Origin of the sequence: Lacinutrix mariniflava (assembly GCF_001418015.1) — a bacterium.
Lineage (GTDB): Bacteria > Bacteroidota > Bacteroidia > Flavobacteriales > Flavobacteriaceae > Lacinutrix > Lacinutrix mariniflava.
Genome location: NZ_LIQG01000032.1, coordinates 354,394 through 374,262, shown reverse-complemented (window position 1 = coordinate 374,262; position 19,869 = coordinate 354,394). Strand labels below are relative to the sequence as shown.

Here is a 19,869-nt window from a genome sequence, read left to right as displayed (position 1 = left end):
AACTTAATCGTTGCTCTTTTTTTTTGTCTTTTGGTTTATTAAAGTTCTTTTTATTATTATAAGGATTTGGTTTTACTTTCCTAGCAGCTTCTTTTTTAGGTTCTTCACCTTTTTTAGGCATTGGTCCACGAAGATGAATAATTAAACCGTTTAAAAAGTTTCTTAATATTTGATCACCACATTCTACATAATTTGGGTGATCTTCTTTTCTAAAAAAGGCACTTAATTCTGTTTTCTCAATTCTAAAATCTACTAAATCTAATATTGCAATAATATCAGTGTCTCTAAGTTTATGCGCAACTCTTAGTTTTTTAAAGATATCGTTATTTGTCATGTTGTAAAGTATTGATAATTAGTAATTTGAATCCTATTTTTTGTGTTTAAATCTACGCGTAAGTGTTAAACAGCGTTTAAATTCGATGTAAAACTACTCATTTTTCGACAAGCGACGTGCTTTCTACGATTATAAATTGTCATTATTATGTAATTTTATAAAAAGAAAATTATCCTTTATTATGCCTAACAGAGTAGAAAAGCTAAGTTTATTATCTGAAATGATAGCTTTTGCTAAAACAGATAAAAAGTTAAAGAGAATAGAGTGTAATTTTCTCTTAGGTATTTCCAAACAATTAAATATCTCTAGAGCAGATTTCGATTACTTAATCGAACACCCTATTAATTATGTGAATTTAGAATCGTATAGTGAGCGCATTGTACAATTTCACCGTTTGGTGTTATTAATAGATATTGATCAAGAGCGTACACAAACGGAAATTGTAAAGCTTTATAATTACGGACTTAGAATGGGATTAAGTCATGAATCTATAAACAAAGTTTTATACTTAATGGAAGGTTTTCCAAATATGATGGTTCCTGCCGAAGTACTAATTGATATCTTTAAGGTACAGTATAATTAAGTGAAACTCTAAATTGAAAAGCCTTTTAGCGCATTCAATTTAGCTAGTTGAACGTATTCGACTTAAGAGTTGAATCTCTTAGTTTTAGTAATAGTTTTTTGTTATATTAATTGTGATAGGAACTTGTAATTACCTTAGTAACTCTTGTTTTATGGATCACTTTCAACTGGACTTTCTTATTCTTTTTCGCTAACTTCGTCTATAGCCTGATATAAATATTAAAACGATTTTATATCAACGAAACATTGGTGGTAATTTCAGCATACCTAACATTAAAGAAAGAAATGAACGAATATTTAAAATCATTTAATTTATTTACAGAGATTGAAATTAATGATTTCTTGAAATTATCTCAAACCATTTTATTAAAAAAAGGTGATTTATATATTGATAATAATGAAATTTGCGACTCTATAGCTTTTGTTAAAAGTGGAATTTTTCGTTCCTATTACTTTTCAAACAATGACGATGAAATCACTTATTGTTTCACTTTTCCAAATAAACTATTAATGGCTTATTCGTCATTTATTTCGCAAAAAAAATCTGAAGAAAATATTCAAGCGCTAACAGACGCTGAAATAATTTCAATACCAAAAGCAACTTTAGAAAATTTGGCCAAATCAAATAATAATTGGTTAAGTTTTTTAAAAATTATTGCCGAAAAAGAATATGTTGAGTTAGAAAAATGGATATTTAATCATCAAAAAGATAAAGCTCAACAACGCTATTTAGATTTAATTACAACGCAACCTGAATATATCAAAGAGATTCCTCTTCATTATATTGCCTCGTATTTAGGAGTTACTCAAAGACACCTTAGTAGAATTAGAGCGAATATTTCTTTTTAGACAAATGTCCTCTTCATAAACCTTTAGTGCTTCATAAATTTGCATATAATTTAAAAACAGATATTATATGAAAACAATAATTTTAATTGGAGCAAACGGAAAAATGGGACAAGCAGCCTTAACTGGTCTTGGAAAACACAAAGTTATAACTGCTGGACGATCTGTTGATAATTATGACTTTCAAGTCGATATTACTAGCGAAGTATCTTTAAGAAAATTATACGAAGATGTTGACCATTTTGATGCTGTTGTAAACACTGTTGGTGTTTGTGAATATGCAAATTTTACTGAAATGACCGAAGAGCAATGGATGAGCACTATTTTAAGCAAAATGATGGGACAAATAAACATTGTGCGTATTGGTCAAGAATACATTGCAGATAAGGGTTCATTTACTTTAATCACAGGAATTCTAAATACTAAGCCTATACCTTTTGCTATTGCTGATGCTACTACTAGTGGCGCTATTGATACATTTGTTAAATGTGTTGCTTTTGAAATGCCAAGAGGAATCCGAGTAAACTCAATAAACCCAACTGTTTTAGAAGAGGCTTGGGATGTTTATGGTGAAATGATGCCAGGTTTTGAGCCAGTTCCAGGAAGGTTAGTTGGTAAAGCTTTTGAACGTTCGGTTGATGGATTTATTACAGGTCAAGTAATTTTTGTAGATGCTTAAATAAAAACTACCGTCAACTAGTTATATGGAAAATAGCAGTTAAGAGCTAAACTTAAATTTGGTTCTTTTCTGCTATCTTTGTTTTAATCCGAAAAATAGCACATACATATCTGCTACTTTCTATACACAAAACAACAATAATCAAACTCTTCTCAGAATCTTAAGCCTTCAATGTTTCTAACTTCCCTTGATAACTCTTAATTTCATCACGCAACTTCGCAGCAACAATAAAATCTAATGCTTTTGCGGCTTGCTCCATTATTTTACGTTTCTCGCGTATTTTCTTTTCTAATTCGCCTTTGGTTAAATACTCACTTTCAGGTTCGGCAGCTTTAGCAGCTTCCAATTCGTAACTATAAGTACTTACAGAGTTTTTGCCTAAAGCACTATCTAAACTTTTATTTAAAGCTTTTGGTACCATGTTATGTTCTGTATTGTAAGCTATTTGTTTTTCGCGACGATACTCAGTCTCATCAATGGTTTTCTGCATACTTTTAGTAATTTTATCAGCATACATAATGGCTTTACCATTTAAGTTCCTTGCAGCTCTACCAACGGTTTGCGTTAATGATCTTGCCGAACGTAAAAAACCTTCTTTATCTGCGTCTAAAATAGCAACCAAAGACACTTCTGGTAAATCTAAACCTTCACGCAGTAAGTTTACACCAACTAAAACATCGTAAATACCTTTACGTAAATCTTGCATAATTTGCACACGCTCTAAAGTATCTACATCACTATGTATGTAATTTACGCGAATACTAATTCTGCTTAAATATTTAGTTAACTCCTCGGCCATACGTTTGGTTAACGTGGTCACTAAAGTACGTTCGTCTTTTTCTATGCGTTGTTGTATTTCTTCAATTAAATCATCAATTTGGTTTAAACTTGGGCGTACTTCAATAATAGGATCTAGTAAACCTGTTGGTCTAATTACTTGCTCTACATAAACACCATCTGTTTTCTGGAGCTCGTAATCTGCAGGCGTTGCACTTACGTATAACACCTGATTCTGTAACGACTCAAATTCTTCAAATTTAAGAGGTCTATTATCCATTGCAGCTGGTAGTCTAAATCCATAATCCACTAGGTTTACTTTACGGCTGTAATCACCACCATACATGGCATGCACTTGCGATACGGTAACGTGACTTTCGTCTACAACCATTAAATAATCGTCTGGAAAATAATCTAACAAGCAGAAAGGTCGTGTTCCTGGTAGTCTACCATCAAGGTAACGCGAGTAATTTTCGATACCAGAACAGTAACCCAATTCTCTAATCATTTCGAGATCGAATTCTGTACGTTCTTTCAATCTTTTGGCTTCTAAATGTTTGCCAACTTCTTTAAAGTAATCGTATTGTTTTACCAAGTCGTCTTGAATGCCTTTTATGGCGCCTTGCAAAATATCTGGCGAGGTTACAAACATATTTGCAGGATAGATATTTAGTCTTTCGTATTCCTCAATAACGGCGTTTGTTTGTATATCGAATTGTTCTATCAATTCAATTTCATCTCCAAAAAAATGAACTCTAAAAGCATTGTCTGCGTAACTCGGGAATATATCTACAGTATCTCCTTTTATTCTGAAATTACCGTGTTTAAAATCGGCTTCGGTACGCGAATACAAACTTTGTACTAATTGATGCAATAGTTTTGTACGCGAAATTTGCTGATCGCGTTCTATTGAAATGACGTTTTTTTGAAATTCTACAGGATTTCCAATACCATACAAACACGAAACTGATGCTATTACAATAACATCGCGACGACCAGAGAGTAGAGAAGAGGTTGTGCTTAAACGCATTTTCTCAATCTCTTCGTTAATAGATAAATCTTTTTCTATATAAACACCAGAGGTTGGTATGTAGGCTTCTGGTTGGTAATAATCGTAGTAAGACACAAAATACTCGACAGCATTATCAGGAAAAAACTGTTTAAATTCACTGTATAGTTGTGCAGCTAAAGTTTTGTTATGTGCTAGTACTAATGTTGGTCTTTGTGTTTGTTCTATAACATTGGCAACCGTAAATGTTTTTCCAGAACCAGTAACACCAAGTAATGTTTGGTATCTTTCGTTGGAGTTTAAACCGTTTACTAATTTTTTTATAGCTGAAGGCTGATCTCCTGTTGGACTAAATTCTGATTTTATTTTGAATTGCATAAAACAAAATTACGGAATAAAATGGTAGTTTTATTTTAATGAAGCGTTAAGGTTTTACAAGAAAAATTTATTCTTTTTTACCATAAAACGTCACAAGAAATTTTCCGAAAATAAAATAGAGTACAAGCACAGTAATTGCACCAACTAGATACCCATTCTCCATAAGCTCTTTATATCCATAATTTAAGCAGAATAGTATTATGCATAAAATAAATTGAACAATTGCATACATAATATTTCCTTTTGGACTATAACCAAAGAGTCCAAGAAAATGCGTTTTTGTGAGTCCGAAAATAAGATGAGGCATTGCATTGGCTAATAATCCACCAATTATAAAGTCTATTAGATTCATTTTGTTTGATACTTTAAAGTAGAGTTATAGTAATGGTTTTTTTAATGATAATTAGATGTGTGCAAACACGCAATTACCTCTTAGTTAATTACTAGATAGTAACTGTTTTTTATCTTTTTTCAATCTAAATTATATTGCTCTATAAATTTGTGTAATTCATCTTCCATGTCCGAGGTAGGGAAATACTGTTCCATTTCAGAGTCATATTCTATCCATTTTTCTAAACCAAAGTCCTTAGCAAAGGAAAATATTTTTTGTTCAAACTGTTCTGTTTTTTTAGACATACGATCAACTTTTGTTTTATGGCTGTTTATAACCCATTCTCCACAAAAGGATAAGGTTAGTAGCGTCTTATATTCTTCTTTTGTTAGTTCTATTTTCATGTTTTTATTCGGTTGGTTCTTTTGGAAGGTTTTTTAAATTTCTTACATATCTGTCATTATCAAAAGTTTTTTTCATTTTAATAATTTCAAATAATTCTAAAGCTACACACTGTGCAATCATTTGTCTGGATTGGACGTCACTAAAGCCGTTTTTTGTTAATTGCTTAAATGTGATTTTTGTTTCCGGAGGATCATTATTTTCTGTTTGATTTTTTACTATTTCCGAAATCTGTTCTTTTATTATATCATTTTCCTCCATGTTGTATCGTTTTAGAGCTTTTGTCTACGGTCTTATGTATTGGCGGTTTTGGGTGCATTACCACAAGTTTTTCAGTTTAGACCAAAGTATATTCATGTTACTATCTTTTGATTTAGGAGCGTTTTTGCTATTATTTTTATACGCTATTGCTCCTTGTCCTTCTTCTTCCAATTCCAAATTAGGATTATAAACTTTGACCTCGATTTTTTCTCTATCGGAAACTACAATTCCTTTTTCATTTGGCCAATTAGAATTCAGAAATTCAAATTTTCCAATTTTCACCATTTTTTCTAAAATTCTATTGCCATCAGCATAATCGCAGTAGATTCCAACAGGTAAAGGTTGATATTCTTTAGTCGACTTAATAAATCTCATAAAAAAATACGGGTCAAGTAGTCCGAATTCTAACCCATAAGTCAAAGGAACTTCAATTCGTTGACCTGTTTTAGTGTTGGTTAGGCCGCAATGTATTCCGTGAAAAGCATACCTCCATCCGTTCATTTCTCCAACAGGTTTATATCCAAAACTCTCAGTGTGACGCAGAGTGTTCATAGGATATTCAGGATCTATTTTTACATCATGTTTTTCAGAAAATTCATTTATCAATTTAGTTGCTAAATTCCGATAATCTTTTGCGCATTTTTCAAAGAAGTCTTGGCATTCCTCAATTTCTTTGTCCGTAATTAACTTGACAATATTTATTTCAGATTCTATTGTGTGAATTGAAATTAGAAATTCAGGGTGTTCAAATTTCCATTGACTTCCTATTTTTTCTCTTTTGGACTTAATCTTACTTCCAAATACAATCTTCCATTCAATTCCTCTTTTAAGTGATTTGATGGTCTTAAAATCTGGAATATCATCCAGACTGTTACAAACCTGTTTTGTTTTAGTCAGTTCCAATGTTTCTTCATATTAGGCATAACTCTCAAAATATATAGAAGTTGAACACTAAAATACAAAACCAAATTATCTAACCAAACTAAAGTGTCCTTTTAAAAGAGTACCATCTTTTAATTCGATAACATACCAGTAATCTGAGGTTGGCATTAGTCTACCTTTAAAAGTACCATCCCAACGTTTTGTTGCTTTTAATTGTATTAGTAGTTTTCCGTAACGATTAAAAATAGAGGTTAGTTTTATTTCATTTTTATTATCGATAATATTCCAAGTTTCGTGAACGTTGTCACCATTTGGTGTAAAGTATTTTTGTATTAAAAATTGTTTTATTTCAATTGTGAAATTTACTGTGTTTTCAATACAACCATTAATATCTCTTACATAAAGCGTGTAGTTGCCATCTGTAAATCCTGAGAAATAGTTATTGTTTTGGTAGTTAAATCCATCGATTGAATATATGTAATCTATAGAAGGATCAAACATAGTTACTGTTATTTCGTCTTCTTCAATATCTAGATTTGCTTGTGTTAGCGTAAAGTCTTGAGATGGATTTATAGTTATTGTAAAACTGCTTTCAGCAAAACAATTAGAAGTTGTGTTCGCTTCAGCATAAATATAAATAGTCTGCGTTGTTGTAATAATATCTCCTTCAAAAAGAGGAGATCCTGTTCCGTTTGGAGCCGTAAAATAGTTTCCGTTGGAAATGTTTTGTAGTGTATAGCTTTCACATTCTATAACATTTGCTAAAATATCAGCTTGTGGTTGCGTTCCGTTTGTAATCCATGAGCAGGTTGTTGCATCCCAAGTATTTGTTTCCCAACATTCGTTATTAGTTGGTTCAATTGGTTGTGTTCCGTTTGTAATCCATGAGCATGTTGTTGCATCCCAAGTATTGGTTTCCCAGCATTCAATATTAGTTGGTTCAGTTGGTTGTGTTCCAGTTGTAATCCAGTCGCAAGTTGTTGCATCCCAAGTATTGGTTTCCCAACATTCTAAACTAGTTGGTTCAGTTGGTTGCGTTCCGTTTGTAATCCATGAGCATGTTGTTATATCCCAAGCATTGGTTTCCCAACATTCTAAACCAGTTGGTTCTATTGGTTGCGTTCCAGTTGTAATCCAGTCGCAAGTTGTTGTATCCCAAGTATTGGTTTCCCAACATTCTAAACCAGTTGGTTCAGTTGGTTGTGTTCCGTTTGTAATCCAGTCGCAAGTTGTTGCATCCCAAGTATTGGTTTCCCAACACTCTAAACCAGTTGGTTCAGTTGGTTGTGTTCCAGTTGTAATCCAGTCGCAAGTTGTTGCATCCCAAGTATTGGTTTCCCAACACTCTAAACCAGTTGGTTCAGTTGGTTGCGTTCCAGTTATAATCCAATCGCATGATGTTGCATCCCAAGTATTGGTTTCCCAACATTCTAAACCAGTTGGTTCTATTGATTGCGTTCCAGTTGTAATCCAATCGCAAGTTGTTGCATCCCAAGTATTGGTTTCCCAACATTCTAAACCAGTTGGTTCTATTGGTTGCGTTCCAGTTGTAATCCAGTCGCAAGTTGTTGCATCCCAAGTATTGGTTTCCCAACATTCAATATTAGTTGGTTCTATTGGCTGCGTTCCGCTAGTAATCCAAGAACATGTTGTTGCGTTCCAGATGTTTGTTTCCCAGCATTCAATTGTTGGTTCAGTTGAAGTAGGAGTTACTATAATAATCATTGTAGCTGTTTCAGCACACTGGCCTGAGCTTGGTAAAAAAGTATATTCTGTAGTTGCAGTTGTGTTTAAGGCTGGTGACCAAGAGCCTATGATTCCGTTATTAGAAGTTGCGGGCAAAGTGTTTAATGCATCACCTTCGCAAATAGCAGTAACTTGTGTAAATATTGGTGTTTGCATAGAGTCTATTGGTGCTGGAGTATTGCTATTATTATCAAAGAGTTTTAATTCTCTTATTTCTGTATACGAAGGATTACCCAATGAACCATCATTTTTTGCTTCTATTAATAAAAATCTTGACGTTGTGTATGGGAAATTTATAATAGTAGGGATGCTAACAGTATCTCCAGTAATTACGCCAGCAGATATAGAGGTTTCTATGAAAATGGGTGTCCAATTAGCATCAGTATAAAAAGGTACAGTTGTAGTGTTTAAATGAGAATACATTTTTAAACTAGTAACTTTTCCATCACTAAACATTTGAAAAACTCTTAACTCGTTAAAAGTTCGAGGCATGGATAAGTCTATTACCATATATCTTGAAGCACCTCCTCCAGCATACCAAGTAGAGCCATTAGCATTGTTCTGTTTTACCGAAATGTCTTTGTTGTTAATAGAACATTCAGAACACAAAGCATGTATCCATTTCCAATTTCCTGAAGAACATTCACCATAGCTTCCTCCCCAATTATTTGGTCCAAAATAGTTTGTATTTGTTGTGCCATCTCCAACTATAGCGCCATTTACTGTTGACATATAGTTTATTGAATATTGAAAAGAACTGTATAGTAAACTATTATTAGTTTGGTTATCTAAATTTAGATTTTCAGGCGTGTTGTAAATAGCTTGTGGAAAAGTTTTTTCTATACCTGTAATTTGGGCAATAGCAAATGTGCTTAATAAAAATAAACACATAAATGAATGCAGATTAAATAGAGACTTTATATTCATTTAAGCTATTATTTTGATAGTAGGATTAATGTGTTCATGTTTAGCTTAACTACAGAAAGCACTTCATTTTTAATATATTTTGATAAATAAATTAAATGATTTTTTCTTGAGAAATAAAAGAACTATTAATATATTTTAACAAAGTGCGTTTCTGTAATAAAAGTAACTAATTCAACATTTAGTATAAAAACAGAATAACTATTTTATTGGTTTTTAAAAAGGTATAATAGAAATTTATTTTATGTTGAAAATTAAAATCACCATAAAAGTACTAATGAAAGTTTAAATAGTATGATACTAGTTTATAAGTGCGGGATGCAAATTTATATGCGTTAGGTTTTAGCCTTTTTTATTGATTTTTTATAAAAAGTGCCGAAAATTCGGTCCCAAATAACAGTATAAAAGCCAAAGTTTTTATTTGCTTGTTGATGGTGTGTTTTATGAAAAACATGATTGCCAAAAAGAATTGGCTGCTTTGTAGAGTTTGTGTTTAAATGTCCAATAACACCTAAAGCCCAATTTAAAAACAGAAAAGTTAGAAAACTATAGAAGTTAAATTGAAATAAATAAGCACATATTGTTATTAAAACTCCGAATAGAATAGCCTCTACAGGCTCCATAACATAAAGACTAATAGCATTAAAATATTTATGAGAATGATGCTTGTTATGAAATTTTTTAAAAGGCCAAATGTAATGCGATACTAAATGTAATAAATACATTAACAAATCGAGAAAGAAAAATAGAAACATTAAATCTCGAATATAACTAGAGTTTATTGTAAAATTAATAACTCCATTTTTAAATAATAGATATCCGGGTATTGCAACTAAAATATTTATAAAAACAACAATAAGGCTATTATATATATCGTGTTTTGTTAATTCTAGTGTTTTATACTTGTTTATTTTAGACCAACTATAACTAATTAATATTGTAAACAAATACATAAGAATATTAGCACAAATTAAAACACTCCAAAATGTGTTAAGGTCTTTTAAGGATGCCATATAGTATACTTGATATGCTTAATAAAACGAAATTGCTTCAAAAGCTTTTTAAGCTATTCTAGCAGTTAGTAATTCTATAAACTCATTTCTTTCCGTTTTCTCAATAATATTTAAGTTTATTCTTTCTTTGTTCTTATTCGTGTTTTCTAAATACACAGTTACTATTTTTCCATTACTATTTACTTTAATACTGACTACGTCTTTATAACGAATTAACTTTTTCTTTGCTGCAATTGCTTCTTTTGCTTCAAAGTAATCTTTGTGCATTGTTATAATTACTCTGTCTTTTCCCCAAAAAGCTATTATTGTCCAAAGGATTGCAAAGACAGGTAGCATCATAATAATTGTGTTTAATGCTATGTAGGTAAAGATGGTTCCTATTGCAGCAAATATAGCTATACCAATAAACATATTAAATTGAGTGTTGCTAGATTTAAATTCTTTAATCATTGATTTTAGTAATATAAGGTTCTTCAGTTTTTTTATTGTCTGATTTAAAAAAGGCTTCTTCGTTTATACTATCTAATACTTTTCTACAGCCAAAGATCCCTATAAGGCCAATAGGTACAAATAGAAAACTACTAATCATGAAAATTTGTGCTCCTAGTTTCGTTTTGTCTGTAAAAGTTAATAAACATAAACCTACAAAGTTACCTAATAAAGGAACCGACATAAAATATAGAACAAACTCTTCGTCTAATCCTGCAATTAAAGTGATGCTAACATGGATTATAAAACCGATGTAAATTAATGAGTTTGTACTTTTCATTGTGTTGCTTTTTATTATCGGTTTTAATGTAACCGAATAAAATTTGTAATATAAAGAAAGTAGAAAAAATAGATAACTCTATTTTAGTACTTTATAAATAGTATCATTTTGTTACGTAAATATAGATAACAATGTATTTACTATTTATAAGTAATTTATAACTGTATCATTGTACTTTATATTCGATTTTACTTTTGAAAAATTTTAAGAGCTATTCTTGATTTATTATAAAGTTCAAAAAGAGTTAATCCTTTTTTAATAGAATATTTTTTATTTCCGCTTTTTTACGTGAAGAAATAGGTATTTCGATTTTGCTAGTTAACAACAGCGTATTGTCTTTTATACTAATAACAACTTTTTTGTTTACTAAGAAAGATTGATGAGGTCTAATGAATTGGAATTCAGGAAGTAATTCTTGAAAATGTTTTAAGTTTTTAGACGCGAGTATAGTTAAGGTTTTGGTAACAATATTGGTATAAGCACCTTCAGACTCACAGTATAAAATATCTTCTATGTTTATAATGTGCTTTTCTTTTACAGTATTAATGACTATTTTTTTATATTCAAAATTTTCGCCTTCTTTTAACTGTGTTAATAATAATTGTATTTCATTTTCTTTAAATACTTGGTCTTTTACTCTGTCTAGCGTGTTTTTAAACTCTTCTGGTGAGATTGGTTTAAGTAAGTAATCTATAGCATTATATTTAAAAGCTTTAATGGCGTATTGATTAAAAGCCGTTATAAAAACAAGCTTAAAATCTATTGATTCTAATTGATCTAGCAAACTAAAACCAGTACCATCTTCTAATTCTATATCTAATAATACAATATCTGGTTGGGTTGCATTAAGCATTTTTTTTGCTTCCATTATAGAAGCCGCCTCTCCAACAATTTCAATGTCTTTATATAGAATATCGATAAGTTTTTTTAGTAATTCTCTAACATTAAATTCATCATCTATAATAGCAATTCTTGTCATTATTTTAAATTTAGTAAAAAGGTAACTTTAGTACCTAAATTAGTTCCAAGCGATTTGATAGAGAATAATTTTTCTTCTCCTAAACGTCTTAAAGTTAAACGTTTTTTAAAGATGTCTGTAGCGTGTTCTTCAGGTGTTTCTTTTTCTTTATAGCCAATGCCATTATCAATAATGTCAAATTTTATAAACTCGTTTTCTCGATTAATATTAATAACTAGTTTTCCTTCTTTTGTTTTTGGTTTTAATCCATGTTCAATAGCATTTTCAACAAATATTTGAAGCAACATTGGTGGTATATTAACGTTTGTTGGGTCTATGTTTTCGTCAATTTGTATTGTGTAATCGAATTTATTGTTAAACCTAAATTGTTGTGTTTCTATATAGTTAATTAAGGCATCTAAATCTTCGGCTAACGTAATTTCTTCCTTATTTACAAAATCGAAATTTTGACGAATTAATTTTGCGAACTTAGAAATGTAGGTCATTTGCTCTAAAGGTTCATTATCAAAAACTTTTTTCTGTATTGCAGTTAGTGTATTAAATATAAAATGTGGATTCATTTGTATTCTCAACATTTTTTGTTCTAATACTAATTTTTCTTGTTTTAATTCTAAGCGGGAGTTTCTGTTTTTTTGATAAAGAAATAAACCAAAAAGAAGAAACAAACCTAATACAGAGGCTAATATAATTTTGTTTTTTTTATTTAATTCAAGCTCTCGTTTTAAATTTTCTTGAGTAACTAATTGCTTATATTTAGTATTGACTAATTTTGTTCTTTCTTTATTTTCATAAGCATTTAAAAGGCGGCTTATTGAATCTTTTTTACTAATAAATTGAGATACCTCATCGATTTTTTTATCTTTTATTGAAGCTTCAATTAAAACATCATAAATCTCTTTTTGAATACTATACTGTTCTGTTTGCTCTTCTATAATTAATGCTTCTTTGTATAGAGATATGCATTTATTTATATCATTTTTAATTAAATAAACAGCTCCTAAGTTTCTTATGGGATTGGAGTCTAATATAGAGGCTTCATTATTAAGTAGAATCGCTTTTTTATAATATAATATGGCTTGGTCGTAATCTTCGGTTTGTTCTAAAATAAAGCCTAAGTTGTTGTATGAAGCCGCAATGGTTTCATTATCATCTAGTGTTAGTTGTATGGCAATAGCTTTTTTTACATTATTAGCAGAGGTTAAAAAATCGCCTTTTAAAAAGGATAAATGACCTAATGAGTTTAGAGTTCTTGCTTCACCTCGTTTATTGCTAATTTCTTTATATAATTTATACGCTGAATTGATATAGAAACTGGCAGTGTCTTGCTTAGAAAGTATGGCATAAGAATCTCCAAGTAACATATTTGTTTTTGCTAGTAATTTTTTGTCACTATCTTGATTAAAAAGAAATAAAGCTTCATTAAAGCTACCAATAGCTTCAATGTCTTTTTCTAAATTAGCAAGTAGTCTTCCTTTTTCATATAATAAAATGGCTTTTCTGTGGCTAGATTGTTTTCCGTTTTTAATTAGGCTGTCTATTTGTTGTATAGATGCTCTAAAGTCTTGATTAGAGATTGTTTCTAAAAACTCCTCATCAGAAAGTTGAGCTGTTCCTTTTTGTTTTGAGCAGCTAATGCAACAAAAAATAAATAGAATAATAATAGAGTTTACTAATTTGTGCACGATTGAGATTTGTTTATTCTTCTTTGATTAAATTTTCTTTTAGTTTTTATTAATTTGTATCTTAAATCGTCATAAAATAAGCTAGCAATTAAAATAATGGCTCCCAAAATTAAGGTGTTTAATTTAAAATTAAATTTAGAATAAAAAATCCAGCCAACTAAACCACCAGTAAAAAAGAATGAAATAATGTAAATTCTTAATTTCATATTGGCTTTTATTTTTTGCCTTTCTAAATCTTTTTTTAGAAAAAATAATTGTGAAATATCTATACCTAGATCAGTAAATAGACCTGTTAAGTGTGTTGTTCTAACTATTGCGTTAGAAATTTTAGTTACAAATGAGTTTTGAAGTCCCATTGCAAACAGAAGGCAACAAACAATTAAATTAGGATATTTAATTTCAATGAAATTACTTACAATTCCTATGGATATTAAAACCATACATTCTATTATTGTAGGCAACAAGAATACATTAAGTTGTTTATTCTCTCTATATTTTTCAATTAAAAAACTAGATAGAAAGGAGCCAAAAAGAAACGAGAATATGTAGAGAAAATAGATGGTGCCTTTCCAAAAATTAAAATCTGCAACATCGTAAATAAATAATGCAAAATGTCCTGTTACATTTGTTGTTAATTGCTTGAAAGCTAAATATCCGGTGATATTAACTATTCCAGCAACAAAAGATAAAACAATAGCTATACGCAGATTATGTTTTAAAGTTCTGCTTTTTCCTTGATGTCTAAACACATCGTTTCAATTTATGTTCTTATTATACACAATACTTTTATGTAGTTGGAGTTTCGACTAAAATACATAACTCAATTTATCTCACCAAGGCAAAATGGCCTTTATATTGTTTACCATTTGGATAATTAATAACCTACCATAATCATCGCTAGTAGATTATATTCGTTAATAGTGCCATTTCAGCCTTTTATAGAAATGGTTTGGCTTAATAACTTACCGTAAAGGTTAAAAATTTGAAGTTGTAAATTATAATTGAAATCTCTGTAGGTTCCAAAAGGTTTCCAGATCTCGTTAATAGTATCTCCATTAGGTGTAAAATATTAAGGGAAGCCTATAATTAAAATGTAATAAAATCGTTTCCACAACCATTTTTATCGCGGATATAAATAGAGTGAAAGCCAGGTTGAAGACTAGAAAAAGTATTTATATCTTGATAAAAAGAAAACTCGTTGTCTATAGCAAATTCATAATTACCTTCTCCATAAATAGTAATTGTAGCTGTATTATTTGATGTTAATTCTGTAAACTCTAAACTCTCTATTGTTGGTTCGTTTGGAGGGAAGGTGTTAAAGTTAAATTTCTACTGTTTGAATTGGAATCTTTAACGATTACTGTGTGTAAATTGTGGTGTAAATAGGACTTACAAACGTAGCGCAAAATGTCCTTTAACTTGAAATTTCTCGTTACCATTAACAACATCCGCCACATACCAATAGTCGCTGGCAGGCATTACGTGTCCATTGTATTGCCCATCCCATCCATAGTCATTATGTTTTAAAACCTTTAAAATCTTTCCGTAGCGATTAAAGATTGTAACTATAGTACCTTCTAGTTGGCTAACACCAGTAATGTGCCACGTGTCAAAATAACCGTCACTATTTGGAGTTACAAATTGTGGAGCATCTATTACAAATACTTTTTTTGGAGGTGTTGGTTCGCAACCGTTAAGATCTATTACCGTAATGTAGTGTACGCCAATTGGTACGTTATAAAAGGTGTTAGATGCTTGCGGATCGTTATCGTTTAGTTGGTATACGTAATTTCCTATTCCCGAAGTTTCAACAATTATAGTATGTGGGTCTTGAAAAGCAGGTGAAACTTCAAAATCTACTAAAGCTTGTTGGGAGGCTGTTACACTAAAGTTAGAGGTTGTTGTGCAGCCAAAAACAGTGGTTACAGTAACTGAATAATTACCAACCGTTGTAATGTCTATAAGAGCAGTAGTTTCTCCTGTAGACCATAAATAGGCGTCAGATGGTTCATTAGTTTCTGCTGTAACTACTAGCGGTAAATTATCGATACAAACTACCTGATCTGTAATATCTACTTCCGGCTTTCTATTTACGTAGACATTAAAACTTCCTATTGAAAAACAATTTGTAGTTGTATTCTCTACAAGGACATAAATTACTTGTTCGTTTTCTGCATTGTAGTTTAAATCTGTAATAGCATTAGTATTGTTTAGCGCATCGTTTTCTGTTTCAAAGTAATTAACTGTGAAATTATTTGGGTTTTGAGTGCCAATTATAATTGGAGTTTGTAGTGCTAGATTGAAAACCAAGAAGCTATCAAAATCATCATCACAAGCCTCTAGGTCTTGTGTGGTTATAGTTGGTAAGGCATTAACTCTTAGGGTAAATGAACTTGTATTGAAACATCCAGTAGCAGCAAACTCGGCTCTAGTAAAAATAGTATCGTTATTAGTATTGTAAATATAATTGGTGTCTAACGTGTTTTGAGAGGTTTGCGCATCTACTAAGCTAGAGTAGAAGGTAAGTTCTACGCCTTGTTGTGTTCCAATTAAAACTTCAGTAGTTTCTGTTAAATCAAAAGAGCTATCTGCTGTAACACAAATATTATATTCTGTAATGGGATCAATTACTGGAGGTAAATTAACAATCAACTCAAAAGGAACGGATGCTCCACAATTAGAAATAGTATTGTAAACTTCTATATAAATTGTTTGTGGATTAGAAATGTTAGTATACGTTTCTGGATTTGTAATTTGGTTTGTGCTAGCTAATAAATCGGTCTCGTTAGCATAATAGTTTACTATGGTGTTATCTTGTCTAATAGCAAGGACATCTACTTCAACCTCTGTTAAATCGAATACAACATTACCATCGGTATCTGTGTCGCATTGCGTTAGATTTGGAGCGTTTCCAATAATAGGCACTTGAATAACATTATACTCGTATGTTGTTATGCCTTTGCAAAAGGTACCATTATCTATACTCGCAAAAAGTTGTTGAGGATTAACTGTATTTGTAAACGAATCTCCAACAATAGCATTTGTTTCGTTTTGTGCATCTTCTAAAGATAAATAATAAGTAACCATTAAATTATCTGAGCTATTTGCTGTAATTTCTTGTGTTTTATCGTTTAAACTGAAGGTTTCAGAACCATCATTAGAATTATCGTCGCATACATTAACATCACTAGGAGCATTATAAATAGGCTCTGAGCCAACTTCTAAAATAAAAGTAGACACTCCAAAACAGCTAATATCTGATGTGTTTTCTACACGAACATGTATCGTTTGCATTTGCGACGTGTTATTATACACTACATTTTTATCGATACTATTTGTATTGTTTAAAGCATCATTTTGGTTTTCAAAATAAAAGACTTCTTTGCCTGTTTGTCCATTTAGAATTTCTGCATCTTTATCTATAAGAATAAAATCTGAAATCTGGTTTCCGTCTGTTTCGCAGTTTCTAAAATTTGAAATTACAGGAAAATCGGGTAATGTGTTTATAAGAATGCTTATTGGCACCAAACCATAACATCCCGTTATATTGTTTTCAACTTTAGCAAAAACAGTTGAAGTGGACGCGTTGTAGTTTGTACTATCTATAATTTCATTATTAGAATTATTTGCATCTGCCTGCGTTTGGTAATAAGAAATAACAGTTGTTGCATCTGTGTTAATTTGATTATTTCTTGAAGTTAAATCGATTTGATAAAAACCATCTTGATCGTCATCACAAATTACAAAATCTGATGCAGGATTAACAGACGGAGCAGGAAGTATCTCTATTTGTAAGGGTTTTACATCGTAACAACCTGTTAGTCCATCTGAAACCCTAACAAATAGAGTAAATGGGTTGACAGTGTTATCGTAAAAAGGAGGTAGTATATTACTGTTAGTTTCTGCATCTATTTCAGTTTCAAAATAAGAGACAGCAGGACTTTGAATACCAGTGTTTACTACCGAGTTAAAAGTTGAGAGTTCTACAGATGTTAAATTATCGTCGTCTGTATCACAATATGTTACAGGATCATCATTTAATATCGTAACAGAATCGTTAACATTTAATTGTATTTCGGTAGTGTTTGTGCAATCTGGATTTTCAATTAAAAGATATAGTTGTTGAAAATTGTTTTGTACTTCATAAAGTATCGTGTCATCAATTGGATTAGTATTATTGTTTAAATCCTGTTCAGTTTCATAATATGTAATTATAATATCTTGTAAACCATTTGCAATAACGTCCGTAATGGCTGTTAAATCAAAAGAAGCCTCTCCATCATCTGGAGCTTCATCGCATGCAACAAAATTTCTAATGTTTGTTCCCGTTTCTAAAATGTTGGCATGTAATTCTATTGGGACTATTTCGTAACACGAGTTATTATCGTTTTCTATTCTAATATATACAATCTGTAAATCTGGTGTTGTATTTTGAAATTGTGAAGGATTTGTAATAGGATTTGTACCATTATTAGCATCTTCTTGAGCAATATGGTAGCTTACAGTAACATTTGTAGCACCTTGTAAAACGTCTGTGATAACACTTGTTAAATCGAAAATCTCTAATCCATCATCATCTTGCTCACATGCATTTATTTGTTGAGGTGTGTTGTCTACATCTGGGCTTTCTAATACTTCTACTGTTATGCTTGTAAAAGCTACACAATTTGTTGTAAGATCTATAACTCGTATAAATAATTGTTCTGTTGTATTGGTAGGTGTATATGGAGAAGGAATTGCATTTGCACCACTATCTGCATCTACTTGAGAGTAATGGTAGGTTACACCATAATTAGCATTGTTATTTGTTATTTCAGAATCACTATCTGATAATATCGCGTCTCCACTTCCATTATTACAGATTTCTAAATTAGCAGGCGTTGTTACCGTTGGTGCTGGATTTACAACTAGGTCTACTAACGAGATATAAACACAACCAGAATTAGTGTCTATTGCACGAATATAAACGGTTTCTGGGTTTGTGGTATTATTTGTAGAATTAAAATCGTTTGTTCCATCTATTGCATTTTGATTAGTGTCATGATAAGTAATAGTGTAATTTGATGTAGGTAAATTGGTCTCAACTTCGGTATTTAGCGTTGTTAAATCGAAATTTTCAACACCATCATTGCTTACATCATCACATTGAGTGAAATCATTTAGTTGAGGAGCAGTTTGTATAGAATTTAAAACGACATCTATTTCATCTTGAAAAGTACAATTCGTACCGTTTAAAGGTACTGTAATTAATACAGAATAAGTTCCAGAGCTTGTTGCTGTTAAAGCACTAGTAGTTTCACCGTTAATAATTGTATTGTCTATAAACCACTCATAACTAGCTTGAGGATTATTCGTTTCTGCATTTAAGGTAGTGGAGGCGTTACATGTAGAAAGATCTGCACCTAAATCTACGCTATTTGTAAAGCTGTTGGCTTCTATAAATACTGCGGAATCAAAGTTTCTATCGGTTTGATCGGCAATTATTAGTTTAATACTATATTCTATATTTGGCGTAATAGTCGCCGATGCAGACATTACTGTTGTTCTTCCATTAAAATTGGTGTCTCCAAGGTTGTATCCTTCAAAAAAGGTGTCATTTTCTGCATCACAAAAACCAACAATTTCTTCATGAATAGTACTTGTGTTTACAGGAGTTGGTGTACCCGAAATAATGGCTAGATTTTGGTAAGGTTGAGTTGTGCCAGTTTCTTTTATTAAGAAAGCAAAACCATCGGAATAGTTACATGGATAGTCGGCAAAATATTCTTCGGAAGCTAATATGTAATTAAAATTGATGCTACTTGTTGCTGAAATAAAGTTGAATTGAATTGAAGTGGCATTCAGGGTATTGTTAATACCTAAGGCTATTTCTAAATCGGGATCTGTTTGCCATGAAGTGTCTCCTTCATTTAGAGCATTTGTGTTTTGTGCATTTCCTGCAGAATTGACATTTCCAGAAGAAAGTACAATTCCATTTTCGAAAGGAAAATTAGAATTCCCTTTTTCGAAAAATCCATAACTAGAAAATCCATTAACACTACCATTGATAGTGCTTGATATATTAGAGACTTCCACACAACCTTCAATTAGTGCATTAATTAACTGCTCGGGAGTTTGGGTGTCGTCTATTGAAATCTGTTGTGCCTGAGTTAATTGCAAAGCAAAAAACAACAGTAATAATGTAGGTAGGTTGTATTTCATTTTTGGGGCGTTAATACCTTTAAAATTAATCAGCCGCTGATCAATAAAACGGTTTAACTGTGCAAAAATAACGA

General features: G+C 31.1%; 18 protein-coding genes. 3 read left to right on the top strand and 15 right to left on the bottom strand.

Going from position 1 to position 19,869, the window contains the following annotated elements; all coding sequences use genetic code 11:
- Positions 1-334 (bottom strand): DUF1456 family protein (locus ASC44_RS17635; protein WP_055448930.1); only part of this gene is annotated, 334 nt, incomplete at its 3' end.
- Positions 335-515: 181 nt separating this feature from the next.
- On the opposite strand from ASC44_RS17635, the gene ASC44_RS17630 reads away from it, so the two are divergent.
- The 3 genes from ASC44_RS17630 (at position 516) to ASC44_RS17620 (ending at position 2,441) form a co-directional block, all read left to right on the top strand.
- Positions 516-917, top strand: coding sequence for a hypothetical protein (locus tag ASC44_RS17630; protein WP_055448929.1), 402 nt, complete (start codon positions 516-518; stop codon positions 915-917).
- 284 nt (positions 918-1,201) lie between these two features.
- A complete protein-coding gene (locus ASC44_RS17625; protein ID WP_055448949.1) occupies positions 1,202-1,765 on the top strand; it encodes a Crp/Fnr family transcriptional regulator in 564 nt (187 codons plus the stop codon).
- A 67-nt stretch (positions 1,766-1,832) separates the two neighbouring features.
- Positions 1,833-2,441, top strand: a complete 609-nt coding sequence (locus ASC44_RS17620) for a short chain dehydrogenase (protein WP_055448928.1) — start codon at positions 1,833-1,835, stop codon at positions 2,439-2,441.
- Between the two features lie 160 nt (positions 2,442-2,601).
- Here the strand turns inward: ASC44_RS17620 and uvrB are convergent, their stop codons facing one another.
- The 14 genes from uvrB to ASC44_RS17555 form a co-directional block, all read right to left on the bottom strand.
- Positions 2,602-4,605 (bottom strand): excinuclease ABC subunit UvrB, encoded by a 2,004-nt coding sequence (gene uvrB, locus ASC44_RS17615; RefSeq protein ID WP_055448927.1) that lies wholly within the window; start codon positions 4,603-4,605, stop codon positions 2,602-2,604.
- Between the two features lie 67 nt (positions 4,606-4,672).
- Positions 4,673-4,957 carry a hypothetical protein gene (locus ASC44_RS17610; RefSeq protein WP_055448926.1) on the bottom strand — a complete coding sequence of 95 codons (285 nt, stop codon included), beginning with the start codon at positions 4,955-4,957 and terminating at the stop codon, positions 4,673-4,675.
- 119 nt (positions 4,958-5,076) lie between these two features.
- Complete coding sequence (locus ASC44_RS17605) at positions 5,077-5,340, bottom strand: hypothetical protein (protein ID WP_055448925.1); 264 nt, start codon at positions 5,338-5,340, stop codon at positions 5,077-5,079.
- A 4-nt stretch (positions 5,341-5,344) separates the two neighbouring features.
- Positions 5,345-5,599: a hypothetical protein gene (locus ASC44_RS17600; protein WP_055448924.1), complete on the bottom strand. Its 255-nt coding sequence runs from the start codon at positions 5,597-5,599 to the stop codon at positions 5,345-5,347.
- A 57-nt stretch (positions 5,600-5,656) separates the two neighbouring features.
- Positions 5,657-6,502: a DUF6896 domain-containing protein gene (locus tag ASC44_RS17595; protein WP_193787274.1), complete on the bottom strand. Its 846-nt coding sequence runs from the start codon at positions 6,500-6,502 to the stop codon at positions 5,657-5,659.
- 66 nt (positions 6,503-6,568) lie between these two features.
- Entirely contained in the window at positions 6,569-9,154 is a 2,586-nt protein-coding gene (locus ASC44_RS17590) for a T9SS type B sorting domain-containing protein (protein WP_083476346.1), read from the bottom strand.
- Positions 9,155-9,486: 332 nt separating this feature from the next.
- Positions 9,487-10,164, bottom strand: coding sequence for a sterol desaturase family protein (locus ASC44_RS17585; protein WP_055448922.1), 678 nt, complete (start codon positions 10,162-10,164; stop codon positions 9,487-9,489).
- Between the two features lie 48 nt (positions 10,165-10,212).
- Positions 10,213-10,614 carry a hypothetical protein gene (locus ASC44_RS17580; RefSeq protein ID WP_055448921.1) on the bottom strand — a complete coding sequence of 134 codons (402 nt, stop codon included), beginning with the start codon at positions 10,612-10,614 and terminating at the stop codon, positions 10,213-10,215.
- Positions 10,607-10,933, bottom strand: a complete 327-nt coding sequence (locus tag ASC44_RS17575) for a hypothetical protein (protein WP_055448920.1) — start codon at positions 10,931-10,933, stop codon at positions 10,607-10,609. Before ASC44_RS17575 ends, ASC44_RS17580 begins: the two co-directional genes overlap by 8 nt.
- A 244-nt stretch (positions 10,934-11,177) precedes the next feature.
- Positions 11,178-11,912 (bottom strand): LytR/AlgR family response regulator transcription factor, encoded by a 735-nt coding sequence (locus tag ASC44_RS17570; protein WP_055448919.1) that lies wholly within the window; start codon positions 11,910-11,912, stop codon positions 11,178-11,180.
- Complete coding sequence (locus ASC44_RS17565; protein ID WP_055448918.1) at positions 11,912-13,594, bottom strand: tetratricopeptide repeat-containing sensor histidine kinase; 1,683 nt, start codon at positions 13,592-13,594, stop codon at positions 11,912-11,914. The genes ASC44_RS17570 and ASC44_RS17565 overlap by 1 nt, the downstream gene beginning before the upstream one ends.
- Positions 13,582-14,343 carry a YoaK family protein gene (locus ASC44_RS17560; protein WP_055448917.1) on the bottom strand — a complete coding sequence of 254 codons (762 nt, stop codon included), beginning with the start codon at positions 14,341-14,343 and terminating at the stop codon, positions 13,582-13,584. Before ASC44_RS17560 ends, ASC44_RS17565 begins: the two co-directional genes overlap by 13 nt.
- 179 nt (positions 14,344-14,522) lie before the next feature.
- Entirely contained in the window at positions 14,523-14,630 is a 108-nt protein-coding gene (locus ASC44_RS18475) for a hypothetical protein (RefSeq protein WP_338035201.1), read from the bottom strand.
- A gap of 353 nt (positions 14,631-14,983) precedes the next feature.
- Positions 14,984-19,795 (bottom strand): T9SS type B sorting domain-containing protein, encoded by a 4,812-nt coding sequence (locus ASC44_RS17555; protein ID WP_055448916.1) that lies wholly within the window; start codon positions 19,793-19,795, stop codon positions 14,984-14,986.
- Between the last annotated feature and the right edge of the window lie 74 nt (positions 19,796-19,869).

What these genes read in the sequence shown, in the direction of transcription:
- ASC44_RS17620 (WP_055448928.1), top strand. Translation starts at nt 1,833, where the DNA reads ATGAAAACAATAATTTTAATTGGAGCAAACGGAAAAATGGGACAAGCA.
- ASC44_RS17625 (WP_055448949.1), top strand. Translation starts at nt 1,202, where the DNA reads ATGAACGAATATTTAAAATCATTTAATTTATTTACAGAGATTGAAATT.
- ASC44_RS17610 (WP_055448926.1), bottom strand. Translation starts at nt 4,957, where the DNA reads ATGAATCTAATAGACTTTATAATTGGTGGATTATTAGCCAATGCAATG.
- ASC44_RS17630 (WP_055448929.1), top strand. Translation starts at nt 516, where the DNA reads ATGCCTAACAGAGTAGAAAAGCTAAGTTTATTATCTGAAATGATAGCT.
- ASC44_RS17580 (WP_055448921.1), bottom strand. Translation starts at nt 10,614, where the DNA reads ATGATTAAAGAATTTAAATCTAGCAACACTCAATTTAATATGTTTATT.
- ASC44_RS17605 (WP_055448925.1), bottom strand. Translation starts at nt 5,340, where the DNA reads ATGAAAATAGAACTAACAAAAGAAGAATATAAGACGCTACTAACCTTA.
- ASC44_RS17555 (WP_055448916.1), bottom strand. Translation starts at nt 19,795, where the DNA reads ATGAAATACAACCTACCTACATTATTACTGTTGTTTTTTGCTTTGCAA.
- ASC44_RS17570 (WP_055448919.1), bottom strand. Translation starts at nt 11,912, where the DNA reads ATGACAAGAATTGCTATTATAGATGATGAATTTAATGTTAGAGAATTA.
- ASC44_RS17575 (WP_055448920.1), bottom strand. Translation starts at nt 10,933, where the DNA reads ATGAAAAGTACAAACTCATTAATTTACATCGGTTTTATAATCCATGTT.
- ASC44_RS17585 (WP_055448922.1), bottom strand. Translation starts at nt 10,164, where the DNA reads ATGGCATCCTTAAAAGACCTTAACACATTTTGGAGTGTTTTAATTTGT.
- uvrB (WP_055448927.1), bottom strand. Translation starts at nt 4,605, where the DNA reads ATGCAATTCAAAATAAAATCAGAATTTAGTCCAACAGGAGATCAGCCT.
- ASC44_RS17600 (WP_055448924.1), bottom strand. Translation starts at nt 5,599, where the DNA reads ATGGAGGAAAATGATATAATAAAAGAACAGATTTCGGAAATAGTAAAA.
- ASC44_RS17590 (WP_083476346.1), bottom strand. Translation starts at nt 9,154, where the DNA reads ATGAATATAAAGTCTCTATTTAATCTGCATTCATTTATGTGTTTATTT.